The organism is Mesorhizobium sp. SARCC-RB16n, assembly GCF_008520305.1.
Taxonomy (GTDB): Bacteria; Pseudomonadota; Alphaproteobacteria; order Rhizobiales; family Rhizobiaceae; genus Mesorhizobium.
The window spans coordinates 123,448-149,857 of the sequence record NZ_ML703264.1; the positions used below are offsets into that span (position 1 = coordinate 123,448).

The 26,410-nt window shown below is 58.4% G+C and carries 22 protein-coding genes, 1 tRNA gene and 1 pseudogene; 6 read left to right on the top strand and 18 right to left on the bottom strand.

The annotated features are described in order from the left end of the window. Positions 1–71 precede the first annotated feature (71 nt). The 18 genes and pseudogenes from C7I87_RS11400 to C7I87_RS11480 all read right to left on the bottom strand — a co-directional run bounded on the left by C7I87_RS11400 (position 72) and on the right by C7I87_RS11480 (position 21,710). Positions 72–1,883 (bottom strand): phospholipase D family protein, encoded by a 1,812-nt coding sequence (locus tag C7I87_RS11400; protein ID WP_149904306.1) that lies wholly within the window; start codon positions 1,881–1,883, stop codon positions 72–74. Next, complete coding sequence (locus C7I87_RS11405; protein ID WP_149904307.1) at positions 1,880–3,091, bottom strand: DUF6361 family protein; 1,212 nt, start codon at positions 3,089–3,091, stop codon at positions 1,880–1,882. Before C7I87_RS11405 ends, C7I87_RS11400 begins: the two co-directional genes overlap by 4 nt. Before the next feature lie 183 nt (positions 3,092–3,274). Next, positions 3,275–3,499 carry an integrase core domain-containing protein gene (locus C7I87_RS36740; protein ID WP_149904580.1) on the bottom strand — a complete coding sequence of 75 codons (225 nt, stop codon included), beginning with the start codon at positions 3,497–3,499 and terminating at the stop codon, positions 3,275–3,277. Beyond that, positions 3,486–3,837: pseudogene (locus C7I87_RS11415) on the bottom strand (transposase); the annotation flags it as partial. The gene C7I87_RS36740 and the pseudogene C7I87_RS11415, both read right to left, overlap by 14 nt. A 49-nt stretch (positions 3,838–3,886) precedes the next feature. Beyond that, complete coding sequence (locus tag C7I87_RS11420; protein WP_149904308.1) at positions 3,887–4,111, bottom strand: hypothetical protein; 225 nt, start codon at positions 4,109–4,111, stop codon at positions 3,887–3,889. 616 nt (positions 4,112–4,727) lie between these two features. After that, positions 4,728–7,328: a DEAD/DEAH box helicase gene (locus C7I87_RS11425; protein WP_246696251.1), complete on the bottom strand. Its 2,601-nt coding sequence runs from the start codon at positions 7,326–7,328 to the stop codon at positions 4,728–4,730. A gap of 79 nt (positions 7,329–7,407) precedes the next feature. Next, positions 7,408–9,087 (bottom strand): site-specific DNA-methyltransferase, encoded by a 1,680-nt coding sequence (locus C7I87_RS11430; RefSeq protein ID WP_149904309.1) that lies wholly within the window; start codon positions 9,085–9,087, stop codon positions 7,408–7,410. Continuing rightward, positions 9,065–10,273 (bottom strand): hypothetical protein, encoded by a 1,209-nt coding sequence (locus tag C7I87_RS11435; protein WP_149904310.1) that lies wholly within the window; start codon positions 10,271–10,273, stop codon positions 9,065–9,067. Before C7I87_RS11435 ends, C7I87_RS11430 begins: the two co-directional genes overlap by 23 nt. Positions 10,274–10,425: 152 nt before the next feature. Further along, a complete protein-coding gene (locus C7I87_RS11440; protein WP_149904311.1) occupies positions 10,426–13,155 on the bottom strand; it encodes an SNF2-related protein in 2,730 nt (909 codons plus the stop codon). 330 nt (positions 13,156–13,485) lie between these two features. Next, a complete protein-coding gene (locus C7I87_RS11445; protein WP_149904312.1) occupies positions 13,486–14,118 on the bottom strand; it encodes a hypothetical protein in 633 nt (210 codons plus the stop codon). Between the two features lie 603 nt (positions 14,119–14,721). Continuing rightward, complete coding sequence (locus C7I87_RS11450) at positions 14,722–15,336, bottom strand: hypothetical protein (RefSeq protein WP_149904313.1); 615 nt, start codon at positions 15,334–15,336, stop codon at positions 14,722–14,724. Then, positions 15,320–15,718 (bottom strand): hypothetical protein, encoded by a 399-nt coding sequence (locus C7I87_RS11455; RefSeq protein ID WP_149904314.1) that lies wholly within the window; start codon positions 15,716–15,718, stop codon positions 15,320–15,322. The genes C7I87_RS11450 and C7I87_RS11455 overlap by 17 nt, the downstream gene beginning before the upstream one ends. Continuing rightward, positions 15,715–16,209: a hypothetical protein gene (locus C7I87_RS11460; RefSeq protein ID WP_149904315.1), complete on the bottom strand. Its 495-nt coding sequence runs from the start codon at positions 16,207–16,209 to the stop codon at positions 15,715–15,717. The genes C7I87_RS11455 and C7I87_RS11460 overlap by 4 nt, the downstream gene beginning before the upstream one ends. Before the next feature lie 1,609 nt (positions 16,210–17,818). Then, entirely contained in the window at positions 17,819–17,983 is a 165-nt protein-coding gene (locus C7I87_RS35200) for a hypothetical protein (protein WP_188393815.1), read from the bottom strand. A 198-nt stretch (positions 17,984–18,181) separates the two neighbouring features. Next, the gene (locus C7I87_RS36745) at positions 18,182–18,994 is read right to left on the bottom strand and encodes an NYN domain-containing protein (RefSeq protein ID WP_149904316.1); all 813 of its coding nucleotides are present in this window, start codon (positions 18,992–18,994) and stop codon (positions 18,182–18,184) included. A 42-nt stretch (positions 18,995–19,036) separates the two neighbouring features. Continuing rightward, entirely contained in the window at positions 19,037–19,429 is a 393-nt protein-coding gene (locus C7I87_RS11470; protein ID WP_149904317.1) for a hypothetical protein, read from the bottom strand. 539 nt (positions 19,430–19,968) lie between these two features. Beyond that, the gene (locus tag C7I87_RS35945; RefSeq protein WP_149904318.1) at positions 19,969–21,543 is read right to left on the bottom strand and encodes a site-specific integrase; all 1,575 of its coding nucleotides are present in this window, start codon (positions 21,541–21,543) and stop codon (positions 19,969–19,971) included. Positions 21,544–21,635: 92 nt separating this feature from the next. After that, positions 21,636–21,710, bottom strand: a tRNA-Thr gene (locus C7I87_RS11480). A 125-nt stretch (positions 21,711–21,835) separates the two neighbouring features. On the opposite strand from C7I87_RS11480, the gene C7I87_RS11485 reads away from it, so the two are divergent. The 6 genes from C7I87_RS11485 to C7I87_RS11510 all read left to right on the top strand — a co-directional run bounded on the left by C7I87_RS11485 (position 21,836) and on the right by C7I87_RS11510 (position 26,332). After that, entirely contained in the window at positions 21,836–22,048 is a 213-nt protein-coding gene (locus C7I87_RS11485) for a hypothetical protein (RefSeq protein ID WP_188393831.1), read from the top strand. 129 nt (positions 22,049–22,177) lie between these two features. Beyond that, entirely contained in the window at positions 22,178–23,470 is a 1,293-nt protein-coding gene (gene murA / locus C7I87_RS11490; protein ID WP_149904319.1) for a UDP-N-acetylglucosamine 1-carboxyvinyltransferase, read from the top strand. A 180-nt stretch (positions 23,471–23,650) separates the two neighbouring features. Further along, the gene (locus tag C7I87_RS11495; protein ID WP_149904320.1) at positions 23,651–24,082 is read left to right on the top strand and encodes a DUF2948 family protein; all 432 of its coding nucleotides are present in this window, start codon (positions 23,651–23,653) and stop codon (positions 24,080–24,082) included. Between the two features lie 7 nt (positions 24,083–24,089). Next, positions 24,090–25,382: a histidinol dehydrogenase gene (gene hisD / locus C7I87_RS11500; RefSeq protein WP_149904321.1), complete on the top strand. Its 1,293-nt coding sequence runs from the start codon at positions 24,090–24,092 to the stop codon at positions 25,380–25,382. Between the two features lie 6 nt (positions 25,383–25,388). After that, positions 25,389–25,874, top strand: coding sequence for a UPF0262 family protein (locus tag C7I87_RS11505; RefSeq protein WP_149904322.1), 486 nt, complete (start codon positions 25,389–25,391; stop codon positions 25,872–25,874). Further along, positions 25,862–26,332, top strand: a complete 471-nt coding sequence (locus C7I87_RS11510) for an arsenate-mycothiol transferase ArsC (protein WP_149904323.1) — start codon at positions 25,862–25,864, stop codon at positions 26,330–26,332. Before C7I87_RS11505 ends, C7I87_RS11510 begins: the two co-directional genes overlap by 13 nt. Positions 26,333–26,410 lie beyond the last annotated feature (78 nt).

Here is a 26,410-nt window from a genome sequence, read left to right on the forward strand (position 1 = left end):
GAGTCCGGTTTTGGAGGAGAATGCTGTGAGGGCTCGGTCCACCGTTGCAGTCTGGAACCGTTTGGGAGGTCTCATCGTCGTGTCCCTAGTCCGTGGCGGACCATTGTCCAAAGTTCCTTGAAGGCTTCGAGCTGAGCGTGGCCGGCGGGGTCGTCGACGACTGCCTGTTCAAGCACGGCGGGGAGGTAGTCCCTGATGCGCCTATCTGCCCGGTCAAAGCCGTTCCGGTCTCGCGCCCAGGCGCCCAAGATTTCCTCTAGGGTTGGCAATGCCTGGTCGACCCGCCACGCCGGTAGGGTCGAGGGCGGTCTGGCAGGCGGGAGTTCGTCCGATGTCCAGCTGTCGTCATCGCCGGCATTGGCTATCCCAACGAGAAGGCCGGCGATCCAGAGTAGGAAGCCTCGGACCCCGAGAAGACGGACGAAGGCGGCACGGTCCCGGTCGGGGCCTAAGGGCGGTTCCGCTGGCGCGCGCTGCATCCACTCCCGCCGCAACCCATCTTTCGATACGGCGAGTTGTATGAGTTCGGTCTGCTGATCCCGGGGCACCTGACCGAAGGCGATCTCTTGCTGCCCGCGCGGCCAGGGCGCGAAGTCTCCCGTGATAAGCCCGACCTCGAGGTGAATCGTGAGGTCATGAGGATGCGGGGTCGCCGCAGCGTGCACGAGGGTGAGCCCGGTGTCATCGATGCGGATACCGGCCCGCCAGGCGGATGCGACTTGGCTTCGCGCGACGTCCAACACGTCCGCCTCCAACGCGACATCCACAAGTTTCTCATGTGCAATGGGATCGACTGTCCGAGCAGATCCCAGAAGCACGAGAAGGCCTGCCTCTATCGTCTCAGTGATAGAGGCCTGGACGATGATCTCAACGTTCCGGCCTGTCCATGCCCGTGCCGTCGCATTGGCACTCCCAAGCCAGAGCTTGCGTTTCGTCCCCATCCGAAAGTGGAGTAGTTTAGCGTGAAGGCCCGCGTTCAATGTCTCCGTCTCAAGGAGGGCGGCGCCCGCCGTCTCAGCGACGGGAGAGCCAGGGTCGGAGGAAGGGTAGTCGGGCGCATCAAGGGCGTAAAGCGCTCCAAAGCGGGCTGTTGTCGCGGCAAGGCGCTCGATCTCGCGGGTCGTCGACAGGAGGATGCGCCGCCCATCGGCGACTTCGGTCTTGGCAACGTGGTTTAGGAAGGTGGCATCGATGAATGGACTGACCACGGTGAGTGCGTCGACGCGCCTCGGCAGTGTCGGCAATTTCGACCGGCCGTCTCCCTTGGCCATGAAGATGCTGTCGATCCGGGTGCCTGCCGGCGCCCGCCAGCGTAGCGCGGCCACCTCAGCGGCGAGGTGATCGGGCCGGACGCCTGGCAGATCCGCCTGGACGGCTAGAGCGTGGGCGATCCCCTCCACACCTGGGATCACCCGACCCTGGCGGCCGCCTCCGACTAAGACCAAACCGACGTCCAGGTTCTCTGGCGCTGTCAGATTCCGGCTACCGACCCACAGCCGCCATTCCGACGCCTTAACGCCGCAGAACCTGATCAGGGCGGCCTTGGGATGCCAGCTCCCCTCGCGCTCGTCGAACGGGACTTCCCGCAAGAACTGGTCGAGCACGCCGGTGAGTCGCGGCGTGTGGCGCATTTTGGCGAGCCGTCCGCGCTGAACCACGATCCTGGCTTTGCCGCGGAGGGTCTCAATGGCGTCGGCGAGGTCTCTTCGGCTGCCGTCGGTGTCGTCATTGTCACGCGCCACCAGCGCCAACAGGGCCGCCACAATCGCAACCGGGTCCGCGGAATAGGCAGCAAGCAGCGCGAGTTCGACGCCTGCGCCGGGCTCCGGCCGCAGGGCCTTCAGGTATGACTGGCTTGGCCAAGGCGTCGATGTAATCTTCATGCCTGGGACATCCGGATATCGCTGAGAAGTCGTCGGACCTGGCCCCACCGATAATGGAGTGGCTCGGCAAAAGGATGATCTTGCGAACGCCACTCCAGCCGTCGGTTGCGTCCGTCTCCGGTTTGGGGCAGCCGAGCCCGACCTCGCTTGCGACCCTCGGCCATGGCATACACTTCGAGCAGGTTGTCGGGCTGTCGCTTACCAATGTCCAGCCAGGCCAGAGTGGTGACGAGCACGTCGCGAAGTGCGGCAGGCAAAGAGCCTATGTCGTCCTCGACGAGGTTTATGACATGCCGCCCAAGCGAGAGGGCGGGCTCGCGGTGTTCGTGTAGGATCCGGAGTAGATCGTCCCGATGGATGCGAGGCGTATCCTCTTTGCCGTCCTTTCGGTCACGGAGCTCTTCCACCAGGGCGGCGTAGATTGCTCGACCGATCGCGGCAAGGTGGGACATCGCCTCTGCGCGCTCAAGCGGACCGCGGTCACGCCCCGCCCGACTCCTGACAATTGGCTGCGACGTGAACAAGGAGGATGGAGGCTTTATCCCGTCCTTGGTCAATCGGGCAAGCAGTGACAGAGTGTTCGATGTGGGTGGGCTACAGACCTGACTCAGGCGCTCTTTTAGGAAGCTCCCCTCGTCAGCGGTAAGGTCAAACGTAAGCGGGGTATTGGCTGTCCAATTGGCGGGCCGAGCCGGCAGAGTCACGAAGGGCGCGGTGAACCCCATGAGCGGCTCGTTGTCCGCATCCACGGTCCGCCTGGACGGACCCAGGAGTGCACGCACCTTCTGTCGCGTCGGCGGGCGGTCCAGCGGATCGCGGCGCAGAATCCCCCAAGCCGAGAGCGCGGTCCAGTAGATGGTGGACGGTGGGATATCCGCAGGATTGGGATGCACCTGCCCGCCGATAACTCCGCCCTGGCCCGATTCCTTCAAGCGCCCTGCTAGCCTCAGTTCAGCCTGCACGAGCGCACGCTTCGCATCCGCCTCGGGGCGGCCCTGCTGGTCTTCGAACTGCCATGGCACAAACAAAGCGTATCGGGCACGAGTGTGCAGAACCGAGGTGCCGGGGAAAAACCGGTCCGCATATCGCTGATGCAAAGTGAGAAAGCCTACCTCGTCGCGCACACCCTGGCTGCCGTCGTCGAGATGTGCTCGCGCCCGCGCCAATGCGTTGGCCGACAAATACGACCATCCGAACTCAGGATCCAAGTAACCCCCCTAACCCGATTACCATGTGAGCATTTTTCGGTTTGGAATACAATCTCCGATAAGCATCACCGGCGAAATTCAACCCACAAGCATTAATTGCTCTTCTCGCGCAAGATCACGGTCGTTAGATGAGCAGGACTCGTGGATTTCCTGTTGTCAGGATGCTCGGCCGTTCTATGGCGCCTAAGAAGATCTCTTGACCTGAGACCCTTGTTCCCTCCATTTCAATGGAGAGTCCGGCGCTTCATTTCTGGCCTCATGCGGCCTGTTTTCTAGCGCCATTTTTATGGCGAATTCGATGGGCGTGATGTTACCCAGGGCTGAGTGTGGTCTGTTGCGGTTGTAGTCTTCCTTCCATAGTTCGATTGCTGCCCGCGTTTGCGTGAGAGTGGAGAACGCTCGAGCGATCGACGAAAAGAGCCTTGCACGCCCGACGCTGGCTCACCCATGCCGCTCGCAGGCGTGGGCCACAGCGCATCGCTTGGCATCGGGCGTCACCATTTTTTTGCAGCGATATCCTTCAGGATGGCATTGTCCAGCAGCTTCTTCAGCTTGGCGTTCTCCTCCTCCAAAGCCTTCAGCTTGCGGGCGTCGGAAACGTCCATGCCACCGAACTTGGCCTTGTATTTGTAGAAGGTCGCTTCCGAGACCCCGTGCTTGCGGCACACATCGGCGGTCTTCATTCCCGCCTCCTGCTCCTTCAAAATCGCGATGACTTGTTCTTCCGTGAACCGTGAACGCTTCATTCGTCCGTCTCCTTGAGCGGGGCAGACTCTACCAAAAACTGGAGGAGCTTCAGGGTCTCAGGTCACTCCCTATAATGCGGGCGACGGCGCGGACGAGCCGATCATTCAGACTGGACATCTGCTCCCGCCCCCTCTCCAGGCGTTCGAAGATCGGCAGATAGGCGAGGCCGTGTTCCACCTGCGCCTGCGTCAGCAGCGCGACCGTGGCTAGGGCATCGTCGATCTGCTCAAGGATGATTTTTGTATTGGCCCCTATCCTGTTCGACGCCGACATATCGTTGACGTCACTCAGACTGCCGGCCCCTCCGAAGCCCGCGTTTAGCACGACACAGGCGAGAAAATAGGACTCTCGCTTGAGTTCTCCATCTATAAACACAGGCTTATTTCAAATGAGTGAGTGACCGATCGTCGCCAGATTCTGCTGGAGGGTCGAGCTCGGCTAACAGGCCCCCCACCGGCGCTACTCTCATTGATGAGCTTTCCCTGATACTCGGGCATGCGATTAGATGCCCGGTGCCTTTCGCCTCTAAACTCACCAATTCCAAGACATCGGATAGTTGGGTTTCTCTCTGCGGTCTCCCAGAGAAGATCGTTGGCGTCTCCGAAGTAAGCTCGGTAATGACTAATGATCGGAGAACTCTGCAGATCTTGAGCGCAGAAAGGGCACTATTGGTGTCCCTGCGCGGCCAACCGATCCACTATTTCCATGCCTTCTCCGACCCAAGCCTCGCCGCTGCGCCCGAGGTGGCCGAGATGGCCGAGATGGCCGAGATGGCCGAGATGTTCTTGCGCGGAAAGCACCTGTCCAAGCACCGAGCAGGCAAATGGCTAGAGTTTCTGGTGGGAAAAACCTGCCAAATAGGAATCGACGACAGATGCCCGCAGGCGGATCAGGCCAACCTGTGCTTTGCCATCAGGCCGGCAAGCGTCGCGCTTTCGAGAAGCGCGCTTTCGGGCACGATCGCGTAGCCCCAGGGCTTCGAGGCAGTATCCGTCGACATCCGATTGGCATGTTTAACCCACTCGCAAGCCGCGCGTGATTTGTCCTGAACCGTCTGGTCACTCACCTCACCGTCGGCCTTAATCTCAACGATCATTTTGTGCGCCGACATCTCTACGACGAAGTCCGGCTCGTAGGCCTTGCCTGATCGATATTCGATCTGGAATTGGCCAGGGCCTGGCTTCACCCAGCGCAGCACGTCTTTCTCGAATTCGCTGTCGATCAGCGCAGCGAAGCGGCGCTCGGTATCAGACTGGAACTTGTGAAAATTGTAGGGACTCTTGCGGGTGCCTTTGAAGACGTAACTTCTGGTCTCCGACAGTGGCCTCGCAGCCGAGCTTATGTCGAGCATCTTCGCGATGCTGGTTATGCTGACGCTCAGCGGCTTCAGCGACCGAAATGACCTTACAAGCTTTGCCTGGTAGTCCGCCGGCGTCTCGCGATAGTGGCCCTTCATCTGCGCAAAGATGAACTCGGCAATCGCCTTTCCATGCGCGAGCGCGACATTCTCTACATCGTCCTCGGTCGCGAGGTATGTTCGCAGATGTGACACTGCCTGACCGGCGAGCCGATAGAGAAGATCGGATTGTGAGTCGTAGTCGACCTGGTCGTAGTCGATGAGGTGCTTGACGACATAGTTTTCGAGCAGGCCTTCCTTCGGTCCGGAGATCGAGCGGGCTAGTTCGCGCTGGTTTTGGTCCCGTAGGTTCCGGATCAGGATCCGATCGGACAGCGGTTGATATCGGATTGTCTGTAGGCCCGTCAGATCGAAGGCGTCGAACCAGAAATTTACCTCTCGGCTTGGGATGACGACGATCTCAGGAATATCGATCGTATTCTCGGCAACGCTTGCGGTGACGATGCCGACGATCTCTTCGACTCGCGGCTGGGCGACTATGCCCTCCAGCGAGCCCTGGGCAGGCTGCAGGGCACGCCTAATGTCCGCAGCGAGCTGCTTTCGCACTTCGGGCGTCAACAGTTCGTGAACGCCCCCCTTGAGCTGTCGCTCATACTTGCGGGTGATGAAATCGAGCGCTGACTCAACGACCTTCCGGTCATCGACATGTTCGAAGATGGCAGCTTGTTCCTGCATCCCTTGGAATGCTGAGTCTCTGCCGAGCAGGGCTACCTCGAACGAGACAGGAATATCGATCACTCGTTCTGTTTCAGCCGGAACGTCCCCGCCTTTGCCGATCGTCAGCGTCTTGATCTGCACAAGCGAGTCAGCTTCCCTAGCTCGCTTGATCACTTCATCGAAGCGGTCATGCGCAATCACGGTCAGCGTGTCCACCGACTCGACGCCAGTGCGTTCGCCGTAGGGCAGGCGAAGTCCGCGGCCGAGCGTCTGCTCGGTTAGAATGTCGGAAGCAGACGCGCGGAGTGGGATGATCGTGTAAAGGTTGTTGACGTCCCACCCTTCCTTTAGTTTGTTCACATGGATGACGATCTCGGTGAGATTGTCGGTCTCCAGCCCGACCATGCGCTGGATTGCCTCGTCGCTTTCATCACCCCGAAGATTTGAATGAACCTCCGCGACCCGGCCCTTATAGGCACCCTTGAAAAACTCATCGCTTTCGATCCGAGTGCGTAGCGCGCTTGCATGGGTCGTATCCTGGGCGACGACCAGCACGAAGGGATGCACTCGGCTCCGACCTGATTGACGGGCGTAAAGGTCGAGTTCCACCTTCACATGTTCATGATAGTGAATGCCGTCTTCGAGCATTATGAGCTCGAGCTGGTGGTCGTTGAAATCGGCCCGGTTAAAGTCCGCTCGGGTCGCCACTGCAGGTTCTTTCACCATCCCGTCGGCCATGGCGTTGCCGAGCCCATATTCAAAGACGACGTTGCGAAACGCGGTTGACTTGGCGCCGACGGATTTCGGCGTTGCCGTCAGTTCCAGGCCGAGCGCCGGCTTCAATTCGTTTACTGCCCTCATGCCGCCACTTGCGCGATAGCGGTGGGCTTCGTCCATTAGCAGCACAAGATCGGGGAGTGCTGCCAGATAGTCGAAGTAGGATTCGCCGATGGTCTCGCGCATTGTGCGGATGCGCCCCTTGTCCTTGTTGATCTTGTCGACGTTGAAGATGTTGACGATGGCCTCACCGCCGAAGAGGTCGGAGCCTCGCACGCCTCGCCCCTCCTCCCAGGTATCGCCGGTGACTATGACAGGTGGCGTTTGGGCAAACTGGGCAATGCCGCGAAAAACATATTTCGGCGACGCCTGTTTCGAGAAATCGCCGACCAGCTTGTCATAGATCGTCGTATTTGGAGCCAGCACAAAGAAATTCTTCGAGCGGCCCGCTAGGTAGAGCCAAGCAATAAAGGCGCCCATCAAGCGGGTCTTGCCAACGCCAGTGGCGATGGCGAAGCAGAGAGAGGGAAAGTCGCGCTCGAAATCCTGCACAGAAGGATAGGCGACCTGGATTGCATCGAGTGCTGCGACTGAGTCACCGCCCTTCGCAAGGCCAATGCGGCCGACGATGTCAGCCAAGATATCGAGCGACTGCTCCTGTGGCGCGCGCAGCGACAGGCGCTGTGCGATCTGGCGGCGAATTCGGTCCTCACTCATCTCAGGCCTCGTCTTCGTCGGCGCTGAGGTTGAAAAGCGGCAGACCTGAATCCTTCTTGCGGGAACGTCCGAGCGTCCGTGGCTCCTCCGGCTCGTCCAGTGCAAGCGGCAGGTTTCGGATGTTCAGCGAATAGTCGTCGCGGCCCCATTCGCATCTCGACAAGATCGCAGTCGGGATCTTCACCAGCGTCAGATTTTCAAAGGAGTCCGGACTCGCATTGAACGCCTTGCAGCAGATCAGTAGCGAGCGGTCTGGCCCGACGTCTTCCGAGATTTTCCGACACGCATCATGTGTCAGGTTCTGCGTAGTGACGTAAATGAAGTCGGTCTCGGTCGAGAAGCCGTGGTTCCAATATTCGTCGGCGTTCTGAGAAGGCGCGTAGGTAAAACTCATGTGCTTGCACAGCGCCTCGGCGAGCATTGCGGCGTTGTAGTCCTTCGCGATGATCCAGTTGCCATATTTGTCGTGGATGAGAAGTGAGGGTGCGAGCCGGTAGAAACGGAACCCTCCGCCACCCTTCCAACCGACCGTTTCAGTGATACCGCCGGAATCGTCGCCGTCGATTACCTTCTTCAGGCGTGGCACGACGTGGGTCTCGGCGTGATTGCCGAGTTCGATCATTATCCAGCGCCGACCCATCTTGTGCGCGACTGCACCGGTTGTGCCCGAGCCGGCAAAGGAGTCTAGAACCAGGTCCCCGGGTGCAGTAGCAAGGCCTACAATTCGGGCTAAAAGCCGCTCAGGTTTTGGCGTGCTAAATGGGTCTGCGCCAAAAAGTTTGATAGATTCTTGCTTTGCTTCTTGAGTATGACCGACCTCTTCGTGTGACCAAAATGTCTGTGGCGTTATCCCTTCTTTCAACTCAGACAAGAACCTCTTTATCTGAGGAATTGCTGTCCCGTCTTTCCCCCACCATATCCTATTGTCTCTGTGCAAAGCCCAAAATTTACTCTCCTCCACGCGCCAATAATTCTTATTCGGCGGCCCGGCAATTACTCGTCCGGACGGAGACGTAATCGAATATATACCTTTACTGTAGAAATTTCTGGCCGACAAGTCACCTGGCTTCCATCGCCCTCGCGGATCATTGTCAGGGTTTCTATATGCAGCGTTTTGCTTATCTGACCTTGCCATTTGGTTTGGTGACCAACGGTCACCATTTTTTGCATAAACAATTACGTAGTCATGATCTTCGGAAAAGTGGCGAGCTGTTGATTTTGGCGAATAATTCTTGCGCCATATTATTGTGGCCACGAAATTGGCACGCCCAAACACCTCATCGCACAGCACCTTAAGATAATGCGCCTCGTTGTCGTCAATGGTGATCCAAAGCGAGCCGTCGTCTGACAACAGCGTTCTGATCATCTCTAAACGATCGCGCATCAGGTTAAGCCAGAGAGAGTGCTCAACGCCGTCATCATAATGCGTGAAAGCGCTCCCGGTGTTGTATGGCGGGTCGATGAATACGCATTTGATCTTGCCCGCAAAATTCGCTTCCAGCGCCTTCAGTGCCAGTAGGTTGTCGCCATGAACCAGCATGTTGTCGAAAATGTCGGCTTCCGACCTGCGCGCTGCCGCGTAATGCGACAGCGACGGATCTTCGATCAGGATTCGCGGCTCGAGCTTCGGTCGGTCGTCCTTGCCGATCCAGGTCAGTTCAAGCTTCTGTTTTTTCGACATCGCACTCAATCTGTTTGACGTTTGCTGTGGCGGAGACGTGCTCTTGCTCGTCCTCTGGACGCCGACGCGCAAGCAAATCTTCTCGTTCATCCGAAGAAGAATGACTTGCCGACGGCTGCGATCTGACCTGCACGTCTGGCGCCGCTTGGACTGGCGATTGGTCTATTGCTACTTTGACCTCCATTGCCATTTTCAGCTCGTCGGCAAGCCGAGTCCGTCTCAATTCTGCTTGGCGGCGGCTTCGTTCGCGATGTCTCAACGCAATTGCCCGTTTCCGTTCCATTTCTGCGAGGAATTCCTCCGGATTGCGGTTTTCCGGATGGATGCTGATCAGTAGTGAATGGCCCGCAAAATCGCCGTCGCGTGTTGATTTGGCGCCAACATCGCTGACACGCTGCTCCGGCATTGCCTTCGCCGGGATAACTTTGGCACCTCGGACGATCGCGGCCAATTTCTCGCCGCGTCGTTCTTCTAGCGGAATGCGATCCACCTGTTTGCTTCCAAGAGTGTCACTGGCATCCTGTGAGCGCCAACGCACCCGCTGATGGGCATGGACATCACGGTTAACGTGAGCTTGGCGAATGTGGTCGGTCGGTGAAAGAAACGACGGTGTCGACCTCGGCACCGAATCCCGGGCATCTCGGCCATGCCGGACGTTCCAATGCATGGTATAGAGATGCTCGATTTCTCCATGGCAACAGAGAGCGTCCATCACCTCTGCTTCAAAACTGTCCCGAGCCTCTCGGATTTTCATCACCCTAGCTTGCATCCATCTCTGAGCATCCATCTGCTTTCGTTCTAACAGATCGATCTGAGCACTCACACGCGCCTTTTGCTCTCCATCGCGAGGCTCGATCCGTAGCCAACGCCTGAGATTTTCGATGTAACCGTCGACCTGTTCAAGACTGTTGCGGCCACGGTTTTCTAGCCTGCTAACAGCGCGATCGAGATCGGCATCGGACTGTTCAAGCATGGATAGATGCTCAAGATCGCATGCACCCAAGAAATCCCAATAGAGCGCCTCAGACGCCCACTCGAGTTCAACTGGTGGCGAGTCTTCGGGATCTCTTGGAAGTGAGCACCCTAATTCAAAAAACTTAGCAGATAGCCATGGTGAGATTGACTCACCATCGTCGTCGATACAGGCGATTAGCGGAGCAGTCCAAGAACTGAATGACGTTTCCATCGTAGCCCGCGAAACCATTAGCCAGCCCGAACGATATCGAAGAGACCGGACCTCCCAGGCTGGGCCTGAAAAAGAATCAAGATACAAATCGCAAGCAATCGGCAGGCTGGCGAACTCACCGTAACTCGAGCTCGGCGCCCTTCTCATATTAGCTACTCGACCGACCAGCGAATAGTGAAAAGCAGGTTCTTCTGCGGTTGCTGGTTCAAGCTCTCGGCCACCTCGTCGAGCATGTCGGATACTTGTTTTCGCACCTCGCGGCGTCGCTCGTGTTTGGAGAGCTTCAGGTCATCCATCTGGCCTTCCAGCTTCTTTATTTTGCGTCCCAGGTCGAGTTTCTGCTCCATTGACGCATCAGGCGAACGGCGCTCCTTGCGCAGCCCTTTGATCTCGGTGTCGAGCACGCCGATCTGCGCATCTAGCTCGATTTCGATGTCCTTGGCGTAGTTGTCCAGCCGAGTTTCCTCTTCCTCAAGCCAGCGGAAGTTCTGTCTCTTCACCCGATCCGAGAAAGCCGAAAACTGGTTGTCTTCGATGCCCTGAAGGCCAGAAGCATCAATGGGGTCCCGCAATTCCTGAGCTTTTGACGGAATCATAAGCATGCGGTCAGCTGTTTCCGGGGGTATCGCAACTCCATCATCCGTCACGCATGAAAGCAGGAGCTCCTCCCGTGCTGAGTTGCGCGTTTGAATTTGCGCCTTCGAAACACGCAGCAGACCTGATTTCCCTACCAAATTCCTGACGTCGGCGAGCTGTCCGGGAAACGCATAGTCGGCCAGCGTGAAAAGCACCGATGTCGGGCTAGACGGCTCACCTCGCGCCTTTGCCTTTTCGACAATCTCCGTCGCGAGATTTCCGTCTGAGAGCCGAAAGAACTGCCAGTCGTGGTCATCAGCGTCGGGCCATTTGGTCGTCCAGGTCTTGCCTTCGTAGTCGAACCTAAAGATTGCGTCGTGGTGGAACCTGGCGCCTGACAACTCGGCTTGGGCCACAATGATGAGGCGCCGTGTGAAATCATTCACGGCGTTATCGAGTTCGCCTTTGCGACCCTTCAGCCGAGCGACGACATCTTGATCGAGATGCTCCAAAACCTTCGCGCGGGCAGACTGCATGTCCGAATCGATGCGATCCTGCAGCGTGGCTGTCAGAGCGTCGAACTGCTGAACAATTTCGGCCTCGGTTCGGCTGGACTGGACGATACCCAGGACTCGCTGCTCGAAGTCGACGCCGCGTTCGATGGTGCCGAGAACCTCGTCGCTTGATCCGAATACGCCACTGAATAGCTTGAATTTTTGATCGAGCAGCTCGTAGATTCGCTGCTCGGCCTGGTTCTTGCGGTTAAGCATATTGACCACGGTGACGTCGATCTTTTGACCATAGCGATGGCACCGACCAATGCGCTGTTCGACGCGCTGCGGGTTCCATGGAAGATCGAAGTTAATCACGAGCGAGCAAAATTGGAGGTTGATGCCCTCGGCGCCGCTCTCTGTTGCGATGAGGATCGTCTTGTCCTTGCTGCGGAAGGCATCGACAATCGCCGCTTTCATATCTGCGGTCCGCGAGCCGGATACCCTGTCAGTGCCGGCGTGTTCTTCCCGCCAAGCCTGGTAGAGAAACTTGCTGACGGGATCGCTGTTCGACCCGTTCAGAAGCGCGATCTGGCCGTTGTAGCCATTGGCAGCCAACAGCTCGCTCAGGTATTTCTGTGTGCGAACGCTTTCCGTGAAGATTACGGCTTTGCGCTGCCCCCCCTTGCCTGAGATTGCATCGAGAATGCCGGGGAGTTGTGTGAGGAGTTTTTCGCCCTTCGCGTTTTGGCCTATCGACTCTGCTAGGGCCAGGAACGACTTCAGCTCGTCCAACTCGACAGCCAACAAAGCCGCATCAATGACTTGTTCTTCGCCATCCTCTTTGTCCTCCAGTTCCTCAGCGATCTCCGCGATCGTCTCGATGTCGTCGGTAACGGTCTCGTCGACGCGTTGGCGTTTCTCCAGACGTTCTATCAGCGACCGAAGGTAACCGGTGACGGCAAAAGTCGAAGACCCTAGGATTTTGCGGACCTGAAGCACCACGAGTTGGTTGGCACGGTCACCATAGGAGATGGTGTCCTTGCGCTGCAGGAAGCTCGACACCTTCTCGTAGAGTTGGACTTCGAGGCTGGGCGGTTCGAAGTCGAAGACGACAGCGTTACGCTTGGTGAAGTTTATGTGACCGGCCTCCTGAACCTGCCGGCGCAGCGTGCGGTAGCAGACCGGTATAAGGCGCTCGCGCAGCGCCTCGAGAGAGGCAGGCGTGGCGCGAGCGCCAGTGTAGAGGGTCTTGAAGGCCTCCTCGCCGCCAAAATGATTGTCATCAATCATCGACACGATGCCAAAGAGTTCCATAAGGGAGTTCTGTAGCGGCGTTGCCGTTAGCAGCACCTTGAACGGATCCTTCAAGGCGTCTTTCAAGAGCTTCGATCGGAGAGCACCTGGTTTGTAGACGTTGCGCAACCGGTGTGCTTCGTCGAACACCACCAAGTCCCACTTGGTCAATGCGAGTTCATCGGCACATCGCGCCGCGAACTCATAGCTTGAGATAATGATTCCAGGAGCATCGCGGAACGGCTTGGCTCGCCCCTCCTTTTTCAAGATCTTGTAGGTAGCGGACTCCAAGATCGTTGCAGGCAGCGAAAACTTCTCCCGCAGCTCCTGCTCCCACTGCTTGCGCAGTGAGGCCGGGACAATCAGAAGGATACGGCGTTTCTGCTCCGCCCATTTCTGGCCCATAACGAGCCCAGCCTCGATCGTCTTGCCGAGACCCACCTCATCGGCAAGCAGCACACCTTTCGAGAGCGGTGACTTCAAGGCGAACAAAGAGGCTTCGACCTGATGCGGATTCATTTCGACCCGCGCCGCTGTCAGAGACCGTGTGAATGCGTCCTGCTCGAAGCCATCCAACGTTATGCGATGGCTGTGATAGTGCCCCTGAACTTGCGCGTAAGAACCCAAAATTCCCCCAAATTGATCTTACTCGAAACCAGACTGGCAAGTCGGATCGAGGATGCCCCAACGATTTCTACTAAGCCGATTCAAATCTCGCAACCTGGTGATACACAATTCGAGCACTCCCATTTGCTCGCAAAGATGCCAAGGCTATTTTGCTTGTTTGGTATCTATTTTATCCGTTCGAGAGGACAGTGCAGTCGCGGTCTGTCAGAGCCCGGTCAAAACTCATTCCGGGAGCAAGGTCCCGCGCGCCTGGGTGACCGCTATCAAGGCTTTTTTGGAGCGTCGACGGCGCTGTGCCTGCTTGTCCTGCTCGGCCTTTCGCGCCTTGCGTTCCTCGGGGGACATGCCGGCGAGTGACCGGTGCCGCCTAACGGGCCGGCCTTCAGCTTCCTCTCGGTCGAGTTTGGCCGCGTATCTCGCGCGCCGCTGTTCGGCCTTGCGGGCGAGGCGTTGACTGCGGGCCTTTTCCCACGCGTCGGACGGAGGCGAGCGCTCATCGTCCTGCCAAGCGGCACCGCTGCGCTGATATCTCGACGCCATCTTATTGATGGTGGCGAGGCGCTTCTCTGCGGCAGTCTGTTCAACTTGGGGCGTCATGTCGAAGTGATAGGCGGCTGCCGGCGCGGCCAAGCACCCATTGATCTCTTTAAGCTTCACCCGGCACCCAATCTCTGCGTCGGTAAAGGGGCCGTCGATATTGTCGAGCGCTGCCACCACCGGGTCGACGTCGCCGGACGTATCACGGTTGGTCTCATCCAGCGGCGTGCCGGGATTGATATCGTCGTGGAACAGGACGACGTTGTGCAGGAACCGTGCTTCCATTTCGTCGTCAGTGAGAGATCGATCAAGTTCCATGTTTGGCTTCCTATGGGTGTCGAGTTTGTGCGGCCACACGCGTGCGCCTGTCGTTATAGGGAGGGCGATTGCCAGCAGTCGGTCAAAGTTTGTTCAACGATTGTGACATTCCGCAACGAGATACAAACTGCTTCAGCGTATCTAATGCCCGAGGTTATCCCGCCGTCGGCGGTCGGGCCGGAGGATGATTGGGACATTAAGTCAGAAAGCCTGTCGCCTGCTTCGTATATATTCTATTCTTATCTATTCTATGTTACATATATACTAAACAGGCGACAGGCTTTCTGACTCTACACGGCCCTTTCCGGAAAATGGAATGCGGCTACCATTCGACCGGCCCAGCAGTATAGACGTGCGCCCTGCTGACCCGTCGAGATTCGCCTTGTATGCGATCCCACCATTCGACGGATTTTGTTCATCTTCAAGGTAGAGCTCCTGCAGAATAGGCGCGGCTAGGATATGAGCACACCAATACTGCTCATTCACTGAACGTGATCGAGCCTAACCCCGGGCTCGATCATAGAGCGTCGCAAATAGAGCCCGCCCAAGGACCGGCAGGCTTGTTTCTCGTGTCATTCCGCCGGCCGAAGCTAAGCCGCCTGCTTATTCGGTTGTGGCTGTGTCTCGGCCTTTTTCAGCGCTTCGGTCATAGCCTTTCGGAACACCTCGTGATCGGAACACCTCGTGACCGGCGATGTGGTAGAGCGTGGCGAACCTTGGCAGAACGCTTGCAAGTATTTTCATCAACCTGGTCGCCGCCTCGTCCGGGGACATAGACGCCGTTGAATTCGATGGTGCCGGTTTCGAGGTGGTCGACGGTGTTTCTGTCCATGGCGATTCAGCCGTAGCCACCGTCGGGCTTGTGGTTCCTAGCGTTAGTGTGGCCCCTGAGGCCACGGCCGACGTCACGTCATTGGCCGCCGTTCTGCTGGGCGCGTCCTTTGCCGGTGCCATGCCCTCATCCTTGGCATTGGCGATTATGTCCCTTTTTGACGTTGGCACCGGAGATCTTGCGCTTTCTGGTGCACCTCCAGCCGATGCCTTTGTCTTGCCGTTGGATTCAGCGATTGCCTGCTTGATGGCCTTCGATGTCGGCACTGGCTTTCCGGCCTTGAGATCAGCGACAATCTTGTTGCGGACCGGGGCAGCGTTCGGGGCAGCTAGAAGCCGCAAGCTCCCATCAGACAGATCGAGCGCGACGTCAGTGGTCTCGACCATGCGCGCTATGTTCATGAAGTTCTGTGCGTGCGGTCATAGCGAATTCCGCTTCCAGCCACTTGCCGAAATGGCCATGAGCTAGTTTGTCTTTGACTGACAGCAATTCCTTGCCGATTTCAGCGGCGCAGCGTCTGGCGCTTCCGATGTGGCCATGAATACGGCCGGCCGCTTCCTCAGCAAGCTTGGCAACCGCTGGCTTGAAAGCCTTGTAAATGGGGAGCCTAACCGATGCCGATCGCGGCAGGGTCTTGCCTATCGTATGATCAGATGACTTTCCGCCTGCGTCATTTTCGAGGTCGGCCTCGACCTGGCCGAGATCGGCGGAGCCAAGGTCGAGGTCTTCAATCGTCTCTTCGATCGTTTTCGGTGCAAGTTCAGTCATTTTGAATCTCCTCTTGTTTTCCATTGCGGGAGCGACCAGCGCACTTGCTTATCGAGTTGGTCGCGTATTCGGTTGAGGCGCACGATTTCAGCGAGCGCCTCTTTCTTTGTCGCCGCGTTGGTCATGTCTGCGGATTCGAGCTCGGCAATCGCCCGGTCAATCTCTTTGCGCTTAAAACGGGCAATGGCATCGGCAAGACCGGAGGCGGCATCGAGGAAAGCACCAACCATGCGTTCTGCTCGGCCAATTGAGCCGCGGTAGGGTTCGTCCCATGCCTCCTGCCACTGATCGTCAGTGTCAGCGTCAAAGGTCGGCGGCATGACACCAACGCAATCGAGCACTTCCTCGATCACGGCCCAATTGCCGTCGTGGGGCAGAAATTCATTGAACGGCTCCTTCGCAAGGTTGTCAGTGGGATCACCTCCAAGCCTCGCAAGTTCGGCTTTTCGCTGTCGGTAGGCGCGCTGATATTCCGCGGGTGTCTTCACCATGTGTGGCTCCCCAATTCGACGTGGCATTCTCTATTTAACACTTAACTGTTAAATGTCAATCCACGGTCTAGAAGTTTAGTGAGCTTTGTCGCTCGCGGCTGGCGCCGGAAGAAAAAGGCGATTGCCGTAGCTAATGGAGACTGGCCACATGCACTGGACGGCCGCCTACGCGCCACCAGAGGGACCGTCTTCCACATTGGGAAAGCAGGCCCATGCAGACGAGAGACTTTCGAGTCTGGTCACGCCCAACTCCGCAGTCGCGAAAAACGAAACTGTTTCGCTTATGGCGTTGGGGGCCATGCTGATAGGCTGAGTTTTCCGGCCACTTCCAGGTCATTTCTCGGCCAACTAGTGCCGAGCTTCAATGGTCAGTCACCTTGGCTGCGTTCGCAAACGCCGATTAGGTGGTGGATGGGCATACCCGGGAATTAAAGTGGATTTTCCCACCATAGGAGTGCGGAATTCTAACGCTACAGTCACTCTTCAAACCTATTCGCACCTTCTACGCCTTGCTCGTCGCTGAGCCGCCACCTGACTGCGAAGAGGACCACCCGTTGCACTTTGGGTTGATCGGCATTCGGGATCCGAGCGCTTCCCCTTACGGCCTAGGCATCACCCGACCCCCCTCTACAGTGACCTGCACATCGGTCGAATATGTATTCGTCCTTGCGATGCTTGGGTTTCCGATTGGCTGGGAACTTGGGTGTGCCCGCTGTCGGGTGGCTCTGTGGCTTGGTGCCGTCAACGTTGCGGTATGTCTCGTCGCAGGGAGTGATGGCGCTGTATGCCGCGTTTGCCCCGAGCCTTTTGAGGCGGCGGCGCGCATGTTTCCCTCGCGACCATTTTTCAATCGGGTGTTTGAGAGGGAACGTTTCGTCAACTTAGGGTGGACATATTGGCTTTGGTCGAAAGCTGACTTTATGGAATATGTCCCCCTCCACGTGGACATGGACCACTTAGCTGGAGATGGCCGAGCCCGGGAGCAGTCTCGTGATCAGATTTGAATTAGGGCATTCAAGCGTCGAGCATCCCACCAGGAGGGGTGGTTCTGGAATTTTCGTATCTGGTGGCGCCATAAGGCATCCCCATGAACGGACGCGGGTAAACCTAGGACTTCGATCGGCTGGAGATCAATGACGACCGATGTCGATTGGTTCCTAAGGCGCTGAAACAAGGGAGTTCCATTGCTGCCGCCCCGTTGCGGTTCGGATCGGGGTGGAGTTTGGCGAAGGAAGGCTATCAACTTTGAGATACCCTGCCGCGCGCTGAACGCATTGCAGGACGGGCCTGTCCGAGACATCTGTTCTGCACGGCCGATCAGCTTATGCACTGGACGGCGTCTGGCAAATCCCATCGGCTTGCCGCCGTCCAGCACGGTTCCAGATTGGAGAGATCCCGCGCGAACAAGCCCGATCTTGTCCTCGGAATAGCTATTCACCATGACATGGCGATCGAATTGACCGATCGATCAGCTCAAGTCTGTTCGACCCTCGTAGAAATGAACGCCATTTCCCGTGCCTCCCGGCGTGAGTTCGCGGCTATTCTGCCTGATGATCTGAATCGGCTCCATCGCTCGTTATAACCGCGCGGCTGCTGGCACATCGCGCCTTCACTGGGCGCGATGATCGTTACCGGTGTCGGGCTGAGACTTCCTATCTCTGAATGCTGCTTCATCGGCACGCAACTTCCTCATGCGCTTCTGGAAGTCCCACTTCGACACATACGAGGCCGTCACCACGAGCCCGCCGACGACCATCACTAACAAGATCATCATTGGAGCGCCTCCTTCCGGATGATTCGTCCATTTAAATACAGGGGCAGGCGAAAGGAAGGAGCATCGATGTTCTGAAGCACGTCCCAACGGCCAGGTCTGGGCGCCTATAGCAAACGGCCCGATGAGACCGGCGCGCCTTCCAAAGTAACGCCCATACCGATCTGCCTGACAAACACTGGCGGCCATGCCGGGGACGCATTAGCGCACACGACAGCCAACAGGCATTGCGCGTGGCACTCTTCCCGAAGGCGCTGCGCTGCCGATCGTGCTGGTCCCCGCTGGCTGTGGTTTCGAGACTTTCCGTTTCAGTCGTAGTCTAGGCCCCGTATCATCGCGAAGATCGACATCAAGCCCCTTTATGCGGCGCACCAATTCGAGCAGGCTATCGAATCCGTAGGTTCGAGGATCGAAATCTGGTCTCATTCGGATGAGTTGCACCTCTACCTCCCCGATGAGTGCCCAACTGTCCTGGATCTCGGTGTGCGCTATCGCACGTCGGAGCAGAGTGACTGCTTCTTCGACCGGTTGGAGCGATGTCTTGGACGAGCGCCAAGGCATGGTTCGGGGCAGGATGCCGAGGTTCTCGAGATAGCTGAATTTCTTGCATGCGTTGCGAAGCCGTTCGGGGGATTTGGCGTTTCCATATCCAAAGAGTGGGACGCCCTGTTCGCGAATTCTCAGAGCAAGAGGCGTAAAATCGCTATCGCCCGAGACAAGGCATATTGCGCCAATACCACCCTGGTTCAAAAGGTCCATGGCATCGATAACCAAAGCGATGTCGGCGGAATTCTTTCCCCTCCCCGCGCTGAACTGTTGACGTGGCGTGATGGCGTGCCGCTCGAAAGCCCTAGCCCAGGACGCAGACCAAAGCCCTGTGAAGTCGCCATAGCCTCGTCTTACAGTAGCGCACCCGATGGATGCGACTTGATCGAATAACCGATCTGCATATCCGGCTGAAACGTTCTCGGCATCTATAAGCACTGCGACGTTGGGAAGTTGGTGATCGTTCATCAATAGACCACAGGCCAAATGGATCTCGGAGGCAGGCTGTCCTCAGTCCAGCAGGATCTCACGGAGACGCTTCGAGCGCTCATGAGTGAGCTCAGGATCAGCGCGCCCTGATATGCTCCGCAAAGCGGCGATCCACGCGCGTTCGTTCGGCGAATGGTCACGTGTGGAGATCTCTTGGATTTGTCGGAGAATCTCAGGCTTGAAGTATTGCTCGAGCGCAAGGATCCAGAGCTCGTTGCCGTCGCACCCCAGCGCTCCAGCCAAGGCCGGAACACAATCTAAGGGAACCCTGCGTTCGCCGCTGATGAACATATAGATGATGTCGGATTTCGTGAACCCGGCCATGATGGCGATATCCTCATAGCTACACACTGAGGCATTTGCCCACTTTTCGATGTAGCTGGCGATTGGTCTCTTCGATTGCTCCGAAAACATTTCGTTCGAACTCCTGACACACATCTCGATTGCGATCAGATTAATATAGCAAAATTATAGTGGAATTCGAGTCTTTTCTTATCTAAATTTTTTATCAGCAACAAACATTCGCAAATTTCCCTAAATAGCTAATTAGCTATTTCGGTATTCGAGCGTATTCCCCATTTTATACTTTAATTAAAGGCTTTTGCCTGCGCCATGGACGCGATCCGGGCTGGCTCTTTCACGCCCTAAACATTAAATTTGCTGCGCCAGCTGGGACTCGGACGAGCTGAGGTTAACACTATCAAACCCGAGCAGTGCTGCAGGGCGGCGGTCTGGCCCGCATACGCGACCTTGCGGGGGCGCTGCCTTGGGGACCGCAAAGAGCGGTCAATGGCGGGCTTCCCTGATGCGGGAGCGTGTGGCAGAGGCGCCCGACGACTTTGCGACGATTATCGACGGCTGCGGGCATTCCTCGCGCCGCTTCTGGCTGAAGGACCGCACACCGGGCAGTGGCCGCTTGGCGGACAGTGGACTGAATAACGCCTCTGGCGCCACTAAGGTGACAAATCGTAGCGAGGAAACTTATCCAAAGCCGCCTTCTTAGCGGCAATTGTCACGTCGCCGTAGTCATCGCCAGCAGTTCTACCTGCATGCCCTTGGATTGCGTCCAAGATTCGCCTTGAAATCTCCAGCTCTGTTCCGACAGTTTTGAACCGATGCCGCCATGCGTGGTTGGGCGCAACACCCTCGGGGATTAAGTCCAGGGACTGAAGCCACTGGCTCACGCGACCTGCGACTGTGCGTGCGGCTGTGATCCCATCCTTGCCCTTTGTATGAAATAGAGGGCCATCCGGCGCGGCATCGACAAAACTCAGGAAGCCCATTTCGACCAACTGCAGGTGCAGTGGCACGTCCCGATAACCACCAGCCTTTACGGTGCCCGCGTCCGGGGTGATGCGCATGATATAGGTCTCACTTTCCTTGCGGAAGTCTTGCTTTCGCAGCTGGGTGATCTCGGCGATGCGCGCGCCGGTGAAAGCACATAAGATCGGCGACCATCTCTTCGCTGCTGTTGTCGGTGGTGCTTCAGTGGTGCGGGGATTGTCTGTTCTAGCGGGAACATAGTCTCGCGCCTTGCGAAGGATTGCTACGGCTTCAGGTAGGGTGAACCCTTTTTCTCGCGCAAGGGACCTTTTTGGAACCTCCTGCCGGACCTTCTCTGCTACGTTAGATTCCAGGCGATCATTGTCGACAGCCCACGACAGGACGGTGCGCACGCATGCGAGATGAACATCAGAAACCGTTTTGGCTGACAGTGTTTTTAGCAGTTCGTCGCGCCATTCCAAAACTTTCTGTCTCGTCAGACGTCTTGCATCATCGTGGCCGATGAACTTCGTCAGATTAGCGAAAACCGGCCTCCAACGCTTTTCGGTTTCCTTCGCCTTCCCGACCAGCTTCTTTGATGCGATATAGTCGGCGAATAGGCCCTTCAGCGAGACCGGTGGCAAAGGCTCCGGTTCCGGCTGCACGTTCGCCAACATTGGGTGTGATGGCGTTCCGGTGAAGTCGCCTTCATCGCGCTCGGCAACGCGAGCAAGAGCTTCAAACTCGGATATGCACATCGCACGCGCCAAGGTGCGCCAGTCATCAGAGCCTATTTCAGCAGCAGTGTTGCCGAGCTTGCGATATCGCTCAATCCGATCACCGACCAACATCAACAGTTCTTCATCGTGCAGGCGGCCAGCAATTCCATCGCGAAGTTTGGCAATGAGGGCATCGTCCACATAGCCGAAAGAGGCGTAGCGCGAATCGGTGTTGCGCAACTGCTCGTCAAAGGTCAGCCGGGATTGATAGTTGCGTCGTGCTATCTGGTCGGGCGCAAGCGGATAGCGGCCAACGGTGACGGCTCGCACACCGGCTTGCACAGCCCGACGTTCGCCAAGACTGATTTCGTGCTGAATGAGTGCGACTGCCCCTGGAAGCTTCTTCAGAGCCGTTCGATAGTCCGGACCGAGCGCCGTCCTCAGCTCCGTTTTGCCGTTCATGTAAGGCCGAAGCTCTTTAGGAATGACAAGCCGGGCGAAATACCTCCCGTCCCGGTTGAGGAGATTACGCACATCGCCGGCCATCGCTTTTGCCCATTTTGTTACGAGATTTGTAACGTCAGTATGGACAGAACCCCTTGCTGGTCAAGGCATTGAGCAGTTTCAATGGGATAGACTGGTGCTGCGAGAGAGGATTGAACTCTCGACCTCTCCCTTACCAAGGGAGTGCTCTACCACTGAGCTACCGCAGCCGCTGATGGCGGGGCTTCTGCCATATCGAACCGGCAAGCGCAAGGCCAAGAACAACGCTTCTGTGAAAGGCTTTGCCGGATAGCTTTCCATGACATGGCGGTGCCACAATGTTGGCTATCCCTGAATGGCGGGTTGGCTGGTCGCCAGCCGGGGCGAGATGATGAGCGACAAGACAAATCCACCGAAAAGCAGCGAGACAATCCGCAAGAACCGGCTCGCCGAGCAGTTGCGCGCCAATCTGCAGAAGCGCAAGGCGCAGTCGCGCTCGCGCCGCACAGGTGAGGCCGACCAGCGGCCCGACGGGCTCACAGCTTCAAAGGAAATGCGGAAAGATTAACTCAAATCGGCCATTCTTGGACCGGGGTGGGCGAAATCCTATTTCTTGAACCAGATTGGTCAATGGTCTAGACGGGCCGCTACTCAAACGATTGAACCGGCCTTTTCTGGCCGAGAGGGACATTCTCTAATGGATCGCATCAGAATTGTCGGCGGCAACAAGCTTGCCGGAAGCATTCCGATCTCGGGTGCGAAAAATGCCGCCCTGCCGCTGATGATCGCCTCGCTTCTGACCGACGACACGCTGACACTCGAAAACGTGCCGCATCTGGCCGATGTCGAGCAACTGATCCGCATCCTCGGCAATCATGGCGTCGACTATTCGGTCAATGGCCGCCGCGAGAAACAGAACGAGGGCTATTCGCGCACCATCAACTTCTCCGCCCGCAACATCGTCGACACCACCGCCCCTTACGAGCTGGTGTCGAAGATGCGCGCCTCGTTCTGGGTGATCGGGCCGCTGCTGGCCCGGATGGGCGAGGCCAAGGTCTCTCTGCCCGGCGGCTGCGCCATCGGCACGCGCCCAGTCGATCTGTTCCTCGAAGGCCTGCAGGCGCTGGGCGCCGACATCGATGTCGACACCGGCTATGTCATCGCCAAGACCAGGAATGGCCGGCTCGCCGGCAACCGTTACGTCTTCCCGAAGGTCTCGGTCGGCGCCACCCACGTGCTGATGATGGCGGCATCCCTCGCCAAGGGCGAGACGGTGCTCGAAAATGCCGCCTGCGAGCCCGAGATCGTCAATCTCGCCGAGTGCCTCAACGCCATGGGCGCCAGGATTTCCGGCGCCGGCACGCCGACCATCACCATCGACGGCGTCGAAGCGTTGTCGGGCGCGCGCGTGCGCGTCATCCCCGACCGCATCGAGACCGGCACCTATGCCATGGCTGTGGCGATGACCGGCGGCGACGTCGTGCTGGAAGGCGCGCGTCCGGAACTGCTGCAGACGGCGCTCGACGTGATTTCGCAGACAGGCGCGGAGATCACGCAGACCAATTCCGGGATCCGCGTGAAGCGCAATGGCGCCGGCATTTCGCCGGTCGACGTGACGACGGCGCCCTTCCCGGCCTTCCCGACCGATCTGCAGGCACAGTTCATGGGCCTGATGACCATGGCCAAGGGCAAGTCGCGCATCACCGAGACGATCTTCGAAAACCGCTTCATGCACGTCCAGGAGCTGGCTCGGCTCGGCGCCCACATCACGCTTTCGGGCCAGACGGCGATCGTCGACGGCGTGGCGAAGCTGAAGGGCGCGCCGGTGATGGCCACCGATCTTCGCGCTTCCGTCTCGCTGGTCATCGCCGGCCTGGCTGCCGAAGGCGAGACCACGGTCAACCGTGTCTACCATCTCGACCGCGGCTTCGAGCGGCTGGAGGAAAAGCTTTCCAACTGCGGCGCGGTGATCGAGCGTATTTCAGCCTGACGATCCGAGGTCGCCTGGCGAAATCATCTGCGAGGCGTCCTTCTCCCATCACCATAGGGCGATGAGGGGCAGCGCAAAGCTGAGGCAATTGCCTCCAGCAGGATCCCTGTCGCGGTTGCACCGATCGGAAAGACCGCCTAACAGAAAGGCTGATTGCCAACCGTTAGGTGTGAAATCCGCATGGCCTTAAAACTCATTGCGCTCGACGATCAGGATCTGAGCATCGTCTCGGCCCATCTCCAGGACGCCGTGATGAAGGTCTCGGACCTCGAATTCCTGCCCAAGGCCAAGCGTTTCGTGCTGACCATGAACCGTTTCGTGTGGGAGGCCAAATCCGGCCTGTTTCGCCAACACAATGAGCGGCGGCAGGCCGTGCTGCATTTCGACAGGGTGCTGGGCGCCAAGACCAACGGCATCGCCCGCGACAAGCCGGCCGAGATCCTCTCCCTGCTGGCGATCAGCTTCATCGAGATCAGCAAGCCCGCCGGCATCGTCGAACTGATCTTTTCGGGCGGCGGCACGATCATGCTCGATGTCGAATGCATCGAGGCCCGCCTTGCCGATATTGGCGGCGCGTGGGAAGCCACCTCGCGCCCCGTCCACAGGGCTTGAGCACACGATGGCCATCACGCTTCGCCAGTCCGACGCCGATTTCGAGCAGCGTTTCGCCGCCTTTCTCACGACCAAGCGGGAAGTGTCCGCCGATGTCGACGCCGCGGTGCGCGAGATCATCGCGCACGTGCGCGCCGAGGGCGACGCGGCGCTGATCGACTATTCCAGGCGATTCGACCGCGCCGACCTCGAAAGCATCGGCATTGCCGTATCGAAGGACGAAATCGCCGGTGCCTATGACGGCGCCGATGCCCAGACCATCGAGGCGCTCAAATTCGCGCGCGACCGCATTCGCGCCTACCATGAGCGGCAGCTTCCGAAGGACAACCGCTATACGGATGCCGCGGGCGTCGAACTCGGCTGGCGCTGGACGGCAATCGAAGCCGTCGGGCTCTATGTGCCGGGCGGCACGGCGAGCTATCCGAGCTCGGTGTTGATGAATGCCATACCGGCCGTGGTTGCCGGCGTCGAACGTATCGCGATTTGCGTGCCTGCCTCTGGCGGCGCAATACCGCCATTGGTGCTGGTGGCCGCCGACATAGCCGGCGTGTCCGAAATCTACCGTGTCGGCGGCGCGCAGGCGATCGCTGCATTTGCCTATGGCACCGGGACGATAAAACCCGTCGCCAAGATCGTCGGGCCAGGCAATGCCTATGTCGCCGCGGCCAAAAGGCAGGTGTTCGGCACGGTCGGCATCGATATGATCGCCGGTCCTTCCGAAGTGCTCGTCGTGGCGGACGGTAACAACGATCCGGAGTGGATCGCCGCCGACCTGCTCGCCCAGGCCGAACATGACGTGTCGGCGCAGTCGATCCTGATCACCGACGATCCGGGGTTCGGCAAATCGGTCGAACGGGCGGTCGAGCGTCAGTTGCAAAACTTGTCGCGGGGCGATACGGCGGCGCAGAGCTGGCGCGATTTCGGCGCCGTCATCCTGGTTCCGACGATCGAAGCGTCGCTGCCGCTGGTCGACCGAATCGCGGCCGAGCATGTCGAACTGGCCATCGACGACGCCGAAGGCTTCCTCGCGAAGATGCGCAATGCCGGTGCCGTCTTTCTCGGCCGCCACACGCCGGAAGCTATCGGCGACTACGTCGGCGGCTCCAACCATGTTCTGCCGACGGCGCGCTCGGCGCGCTTCTCATCGGGCCTGTCCGTGCTCGACTTCGTCAAGCGAACCTCGGTCCTGAAGCTCGGGCCGGAGCAGCTGCGCATGCTGGCGCCGGCGGCGATCACACTGGCGCAGGCGGAAGGGCTCGACGCGCACGGCCGTTCCGTCGCCATACGGCTGAACATGTAGGCCGGCATGACGGGCTCCGATCAAACCCGCGCAAAACTGATCGATGTCGAACTCGATGAATCGATCGGCCGCTCGACGCCCGACGTCGAGCATGAGCGGGCGGTGGCGATCTTCGACCTGATCGAGGAGAACAGGTTTCAACCTGTCAACGACAGCGGCACAGGGCCTTACCGGCTGAAGCTGTCGCTGGCCGAGTCCCGTCTGGTTTTCGCCGTGGCGCGCGAGGACGGCGCCTCCGTCGTCACCCACATCCTGTCGCTGACGCCGCTCAGGCGCATCGTCAAGGATTACTACATGATCTGCGAGAGCTACTACGACGCCATTCGCTCCTCGACGCCGAGCCATATCGAGGCGATCGACATGGGCCGTCGTGGCCTGCACAATGAGGGCTCGCAGACACTGATGGATCGGCTCTCCGGCAAGATCGACATCGACTTCGACACGGCGCGACGGCTGTTCACGCTGGTCTGCGTGCTGCACTGGCGGGGCTGATCCTGGCCCCCGGCGCCCTGCCCCGCTCGATCCTGTTCGTCTGCGGCATGAATGCCGTGCGCTCGCCGATAGCAGAGCAGTTGGCGCGCCGGATGCTGCCCGCCACCATTTTCGTCGCCTCGGCCGGCGTGCGCGCCGGCGAGCGCGACCCGTTCGTCGATGCCGTGCTTGCCGAGGACGGCCTGACGCTGGGCGAACGTCATCCACGGACGCTGGACGATCTCGAGGACGACTATTTCGACCTGATCGTGACGCTCGCGCCGGAGGCGCATCATGCCGCGCTCGAACTCACCCGCTCGCTTGCCGTCGAGGTGGAATACTGGCCGACGCCGGACCCGACCGGTGCCGGCGGCACGCGCGAACAGATCATGGCCAGCTATCGCGACGTGCGCGAGCGGCTGAAGTTGCGCATAAGCCGACGTTTTTTACTTCCCGAAGCAAAAAACGCGACGGATTAAGCGTGTTCACAAGCGAACGATTATCATATAGGTTCCGCCGAAATTCCAGCCGGGGCGCTGGAACTGCCATCCAAGCAA

Bases quoted from the DNA above. Each gene is read 5' to 3' on its own strand.
- C7I87_RS11400 (WP_149904306.1), bottom strand. From the start codon at position 1,883: ATGAAGATTACATCGACGCCTTGGCCAAGCCAGTCATACCTGAAGGCC.
- C7I87_RS11420 (WP_149904308.1), bottom strand. From the start codon at position 4,111: ATGTCGGCGTCGAACAGGATAGGGGCCAATACAAAAATCATCCTTGAG.
- C7I87_RS11430 (WP_149904309.1), bottom strand. From the start codon at position 9,087: ATGTCGAAAAAACAGAAGCTTGAACTGACCTGGATCGGCAAGGACGAC.
- C7I87_RS11435 (WP_149904310.1), bottom strand. From the start codon at position 10,273: ATGGAAACGTCATTCAGTTCTTGGACTGCTCCGCTAATCGCCTGTATC.
- C7I87_RS11440 (WP_149904311.1), bottom strand. From the start codon at position 13,155: ATGAATCCGCATCAGGTCGAAGCCTCTTTGTTCGCCTTGAAGTCACCG.
- C7I87_RS11445 (WP_149904312.1), bottom strand. From the start codon at position 14,118: ATGGAACTTGATCGATCTCTCACTGACGACGAAATGGAAGCACGGTTC.
- C7I87_RS11450 (WP_149904313.1), bottom strand. From the start codon at position 15,336: ATGGTCGAGACCACTGACGTCGCGCTCGATCTGTCTGATGGGAGCTTG.
- C7I87_RS11455 (WP_149904314.1), bottom strand. From the start codon at position 15,718: ATGACTGAACTTGCACCGAAAACGATCGAAGAGACGATTGAAGACCTC.
- C7I87_RS11460 (WP_149904315.1), bottom strand. From the start codon at position 16,209: ATGGTGAAGACACCCGCGGAATATCAGCGCGCCTACCGACAGCGAAAA.
- C7I87_RS35200 (WP_188393815.1), bottom strand. From the start codon at position 17,983: ATGATGATCTTGTTAGTGATGGTCGTCGGCGGGCTCGTGGTGACGGCC.
- C7I87_RS36745 (WP_149904316.1), bottom strand. From the start codon at position 18,994: ATGAACGATCACCAACTTCCCAACGTCGCAGTGCTTATAGATGCCGAG.
- C7I87_RS11470 (WP_149904317.1), bottom strand. From the start codon at position 19,429: ATGTTTTCGGAGCAATCGAAGAGACCAATCGCCAGCTACATCGAAAAG.
- C7I87_RS35945 (WP_149904318.1), bottom strand. From the start codon at position 21,543: ATGGCCGGCGATGTGCGTAATCTCCTCAACCGGGACGGGAGGTATTTC.
- C7I87_RS11485 (WP_188393831.1), top strand. From the start codon at position 21,836: ATGGCGGGTTGGCTGGTCGCCAGCCGGGGCGAGATGATGAGCGACAAG.
- murA (WP_149904319.1), top strand. From the start codon at position 22,178: ATGGATCGCATCAGAATTGTCGGCGGCAACAAGCTTGCCGGAAGCATT.
- C7I87_RS11495 (WP_149904320.1), top strand. From the start codon at position 23,651: ATGGCCTTAAAACTCATTGCGCTCGACGATCAGGATCTGAGCATCGTC.
- hisD (WP_149904321.1), top strand. From the start codon at position 24,090: ATGGCCATCACGCTTCGCCAGTCCGACGCCGATTTCGAGCAGCGTTTC.
- C7I87_RS11505 (WP_149904322.1), top strand. From the start codon at position 25,389: ATGACGGGCTCCGATCAAACCCGCGCAAAACTGATCGATGTCGAACTC.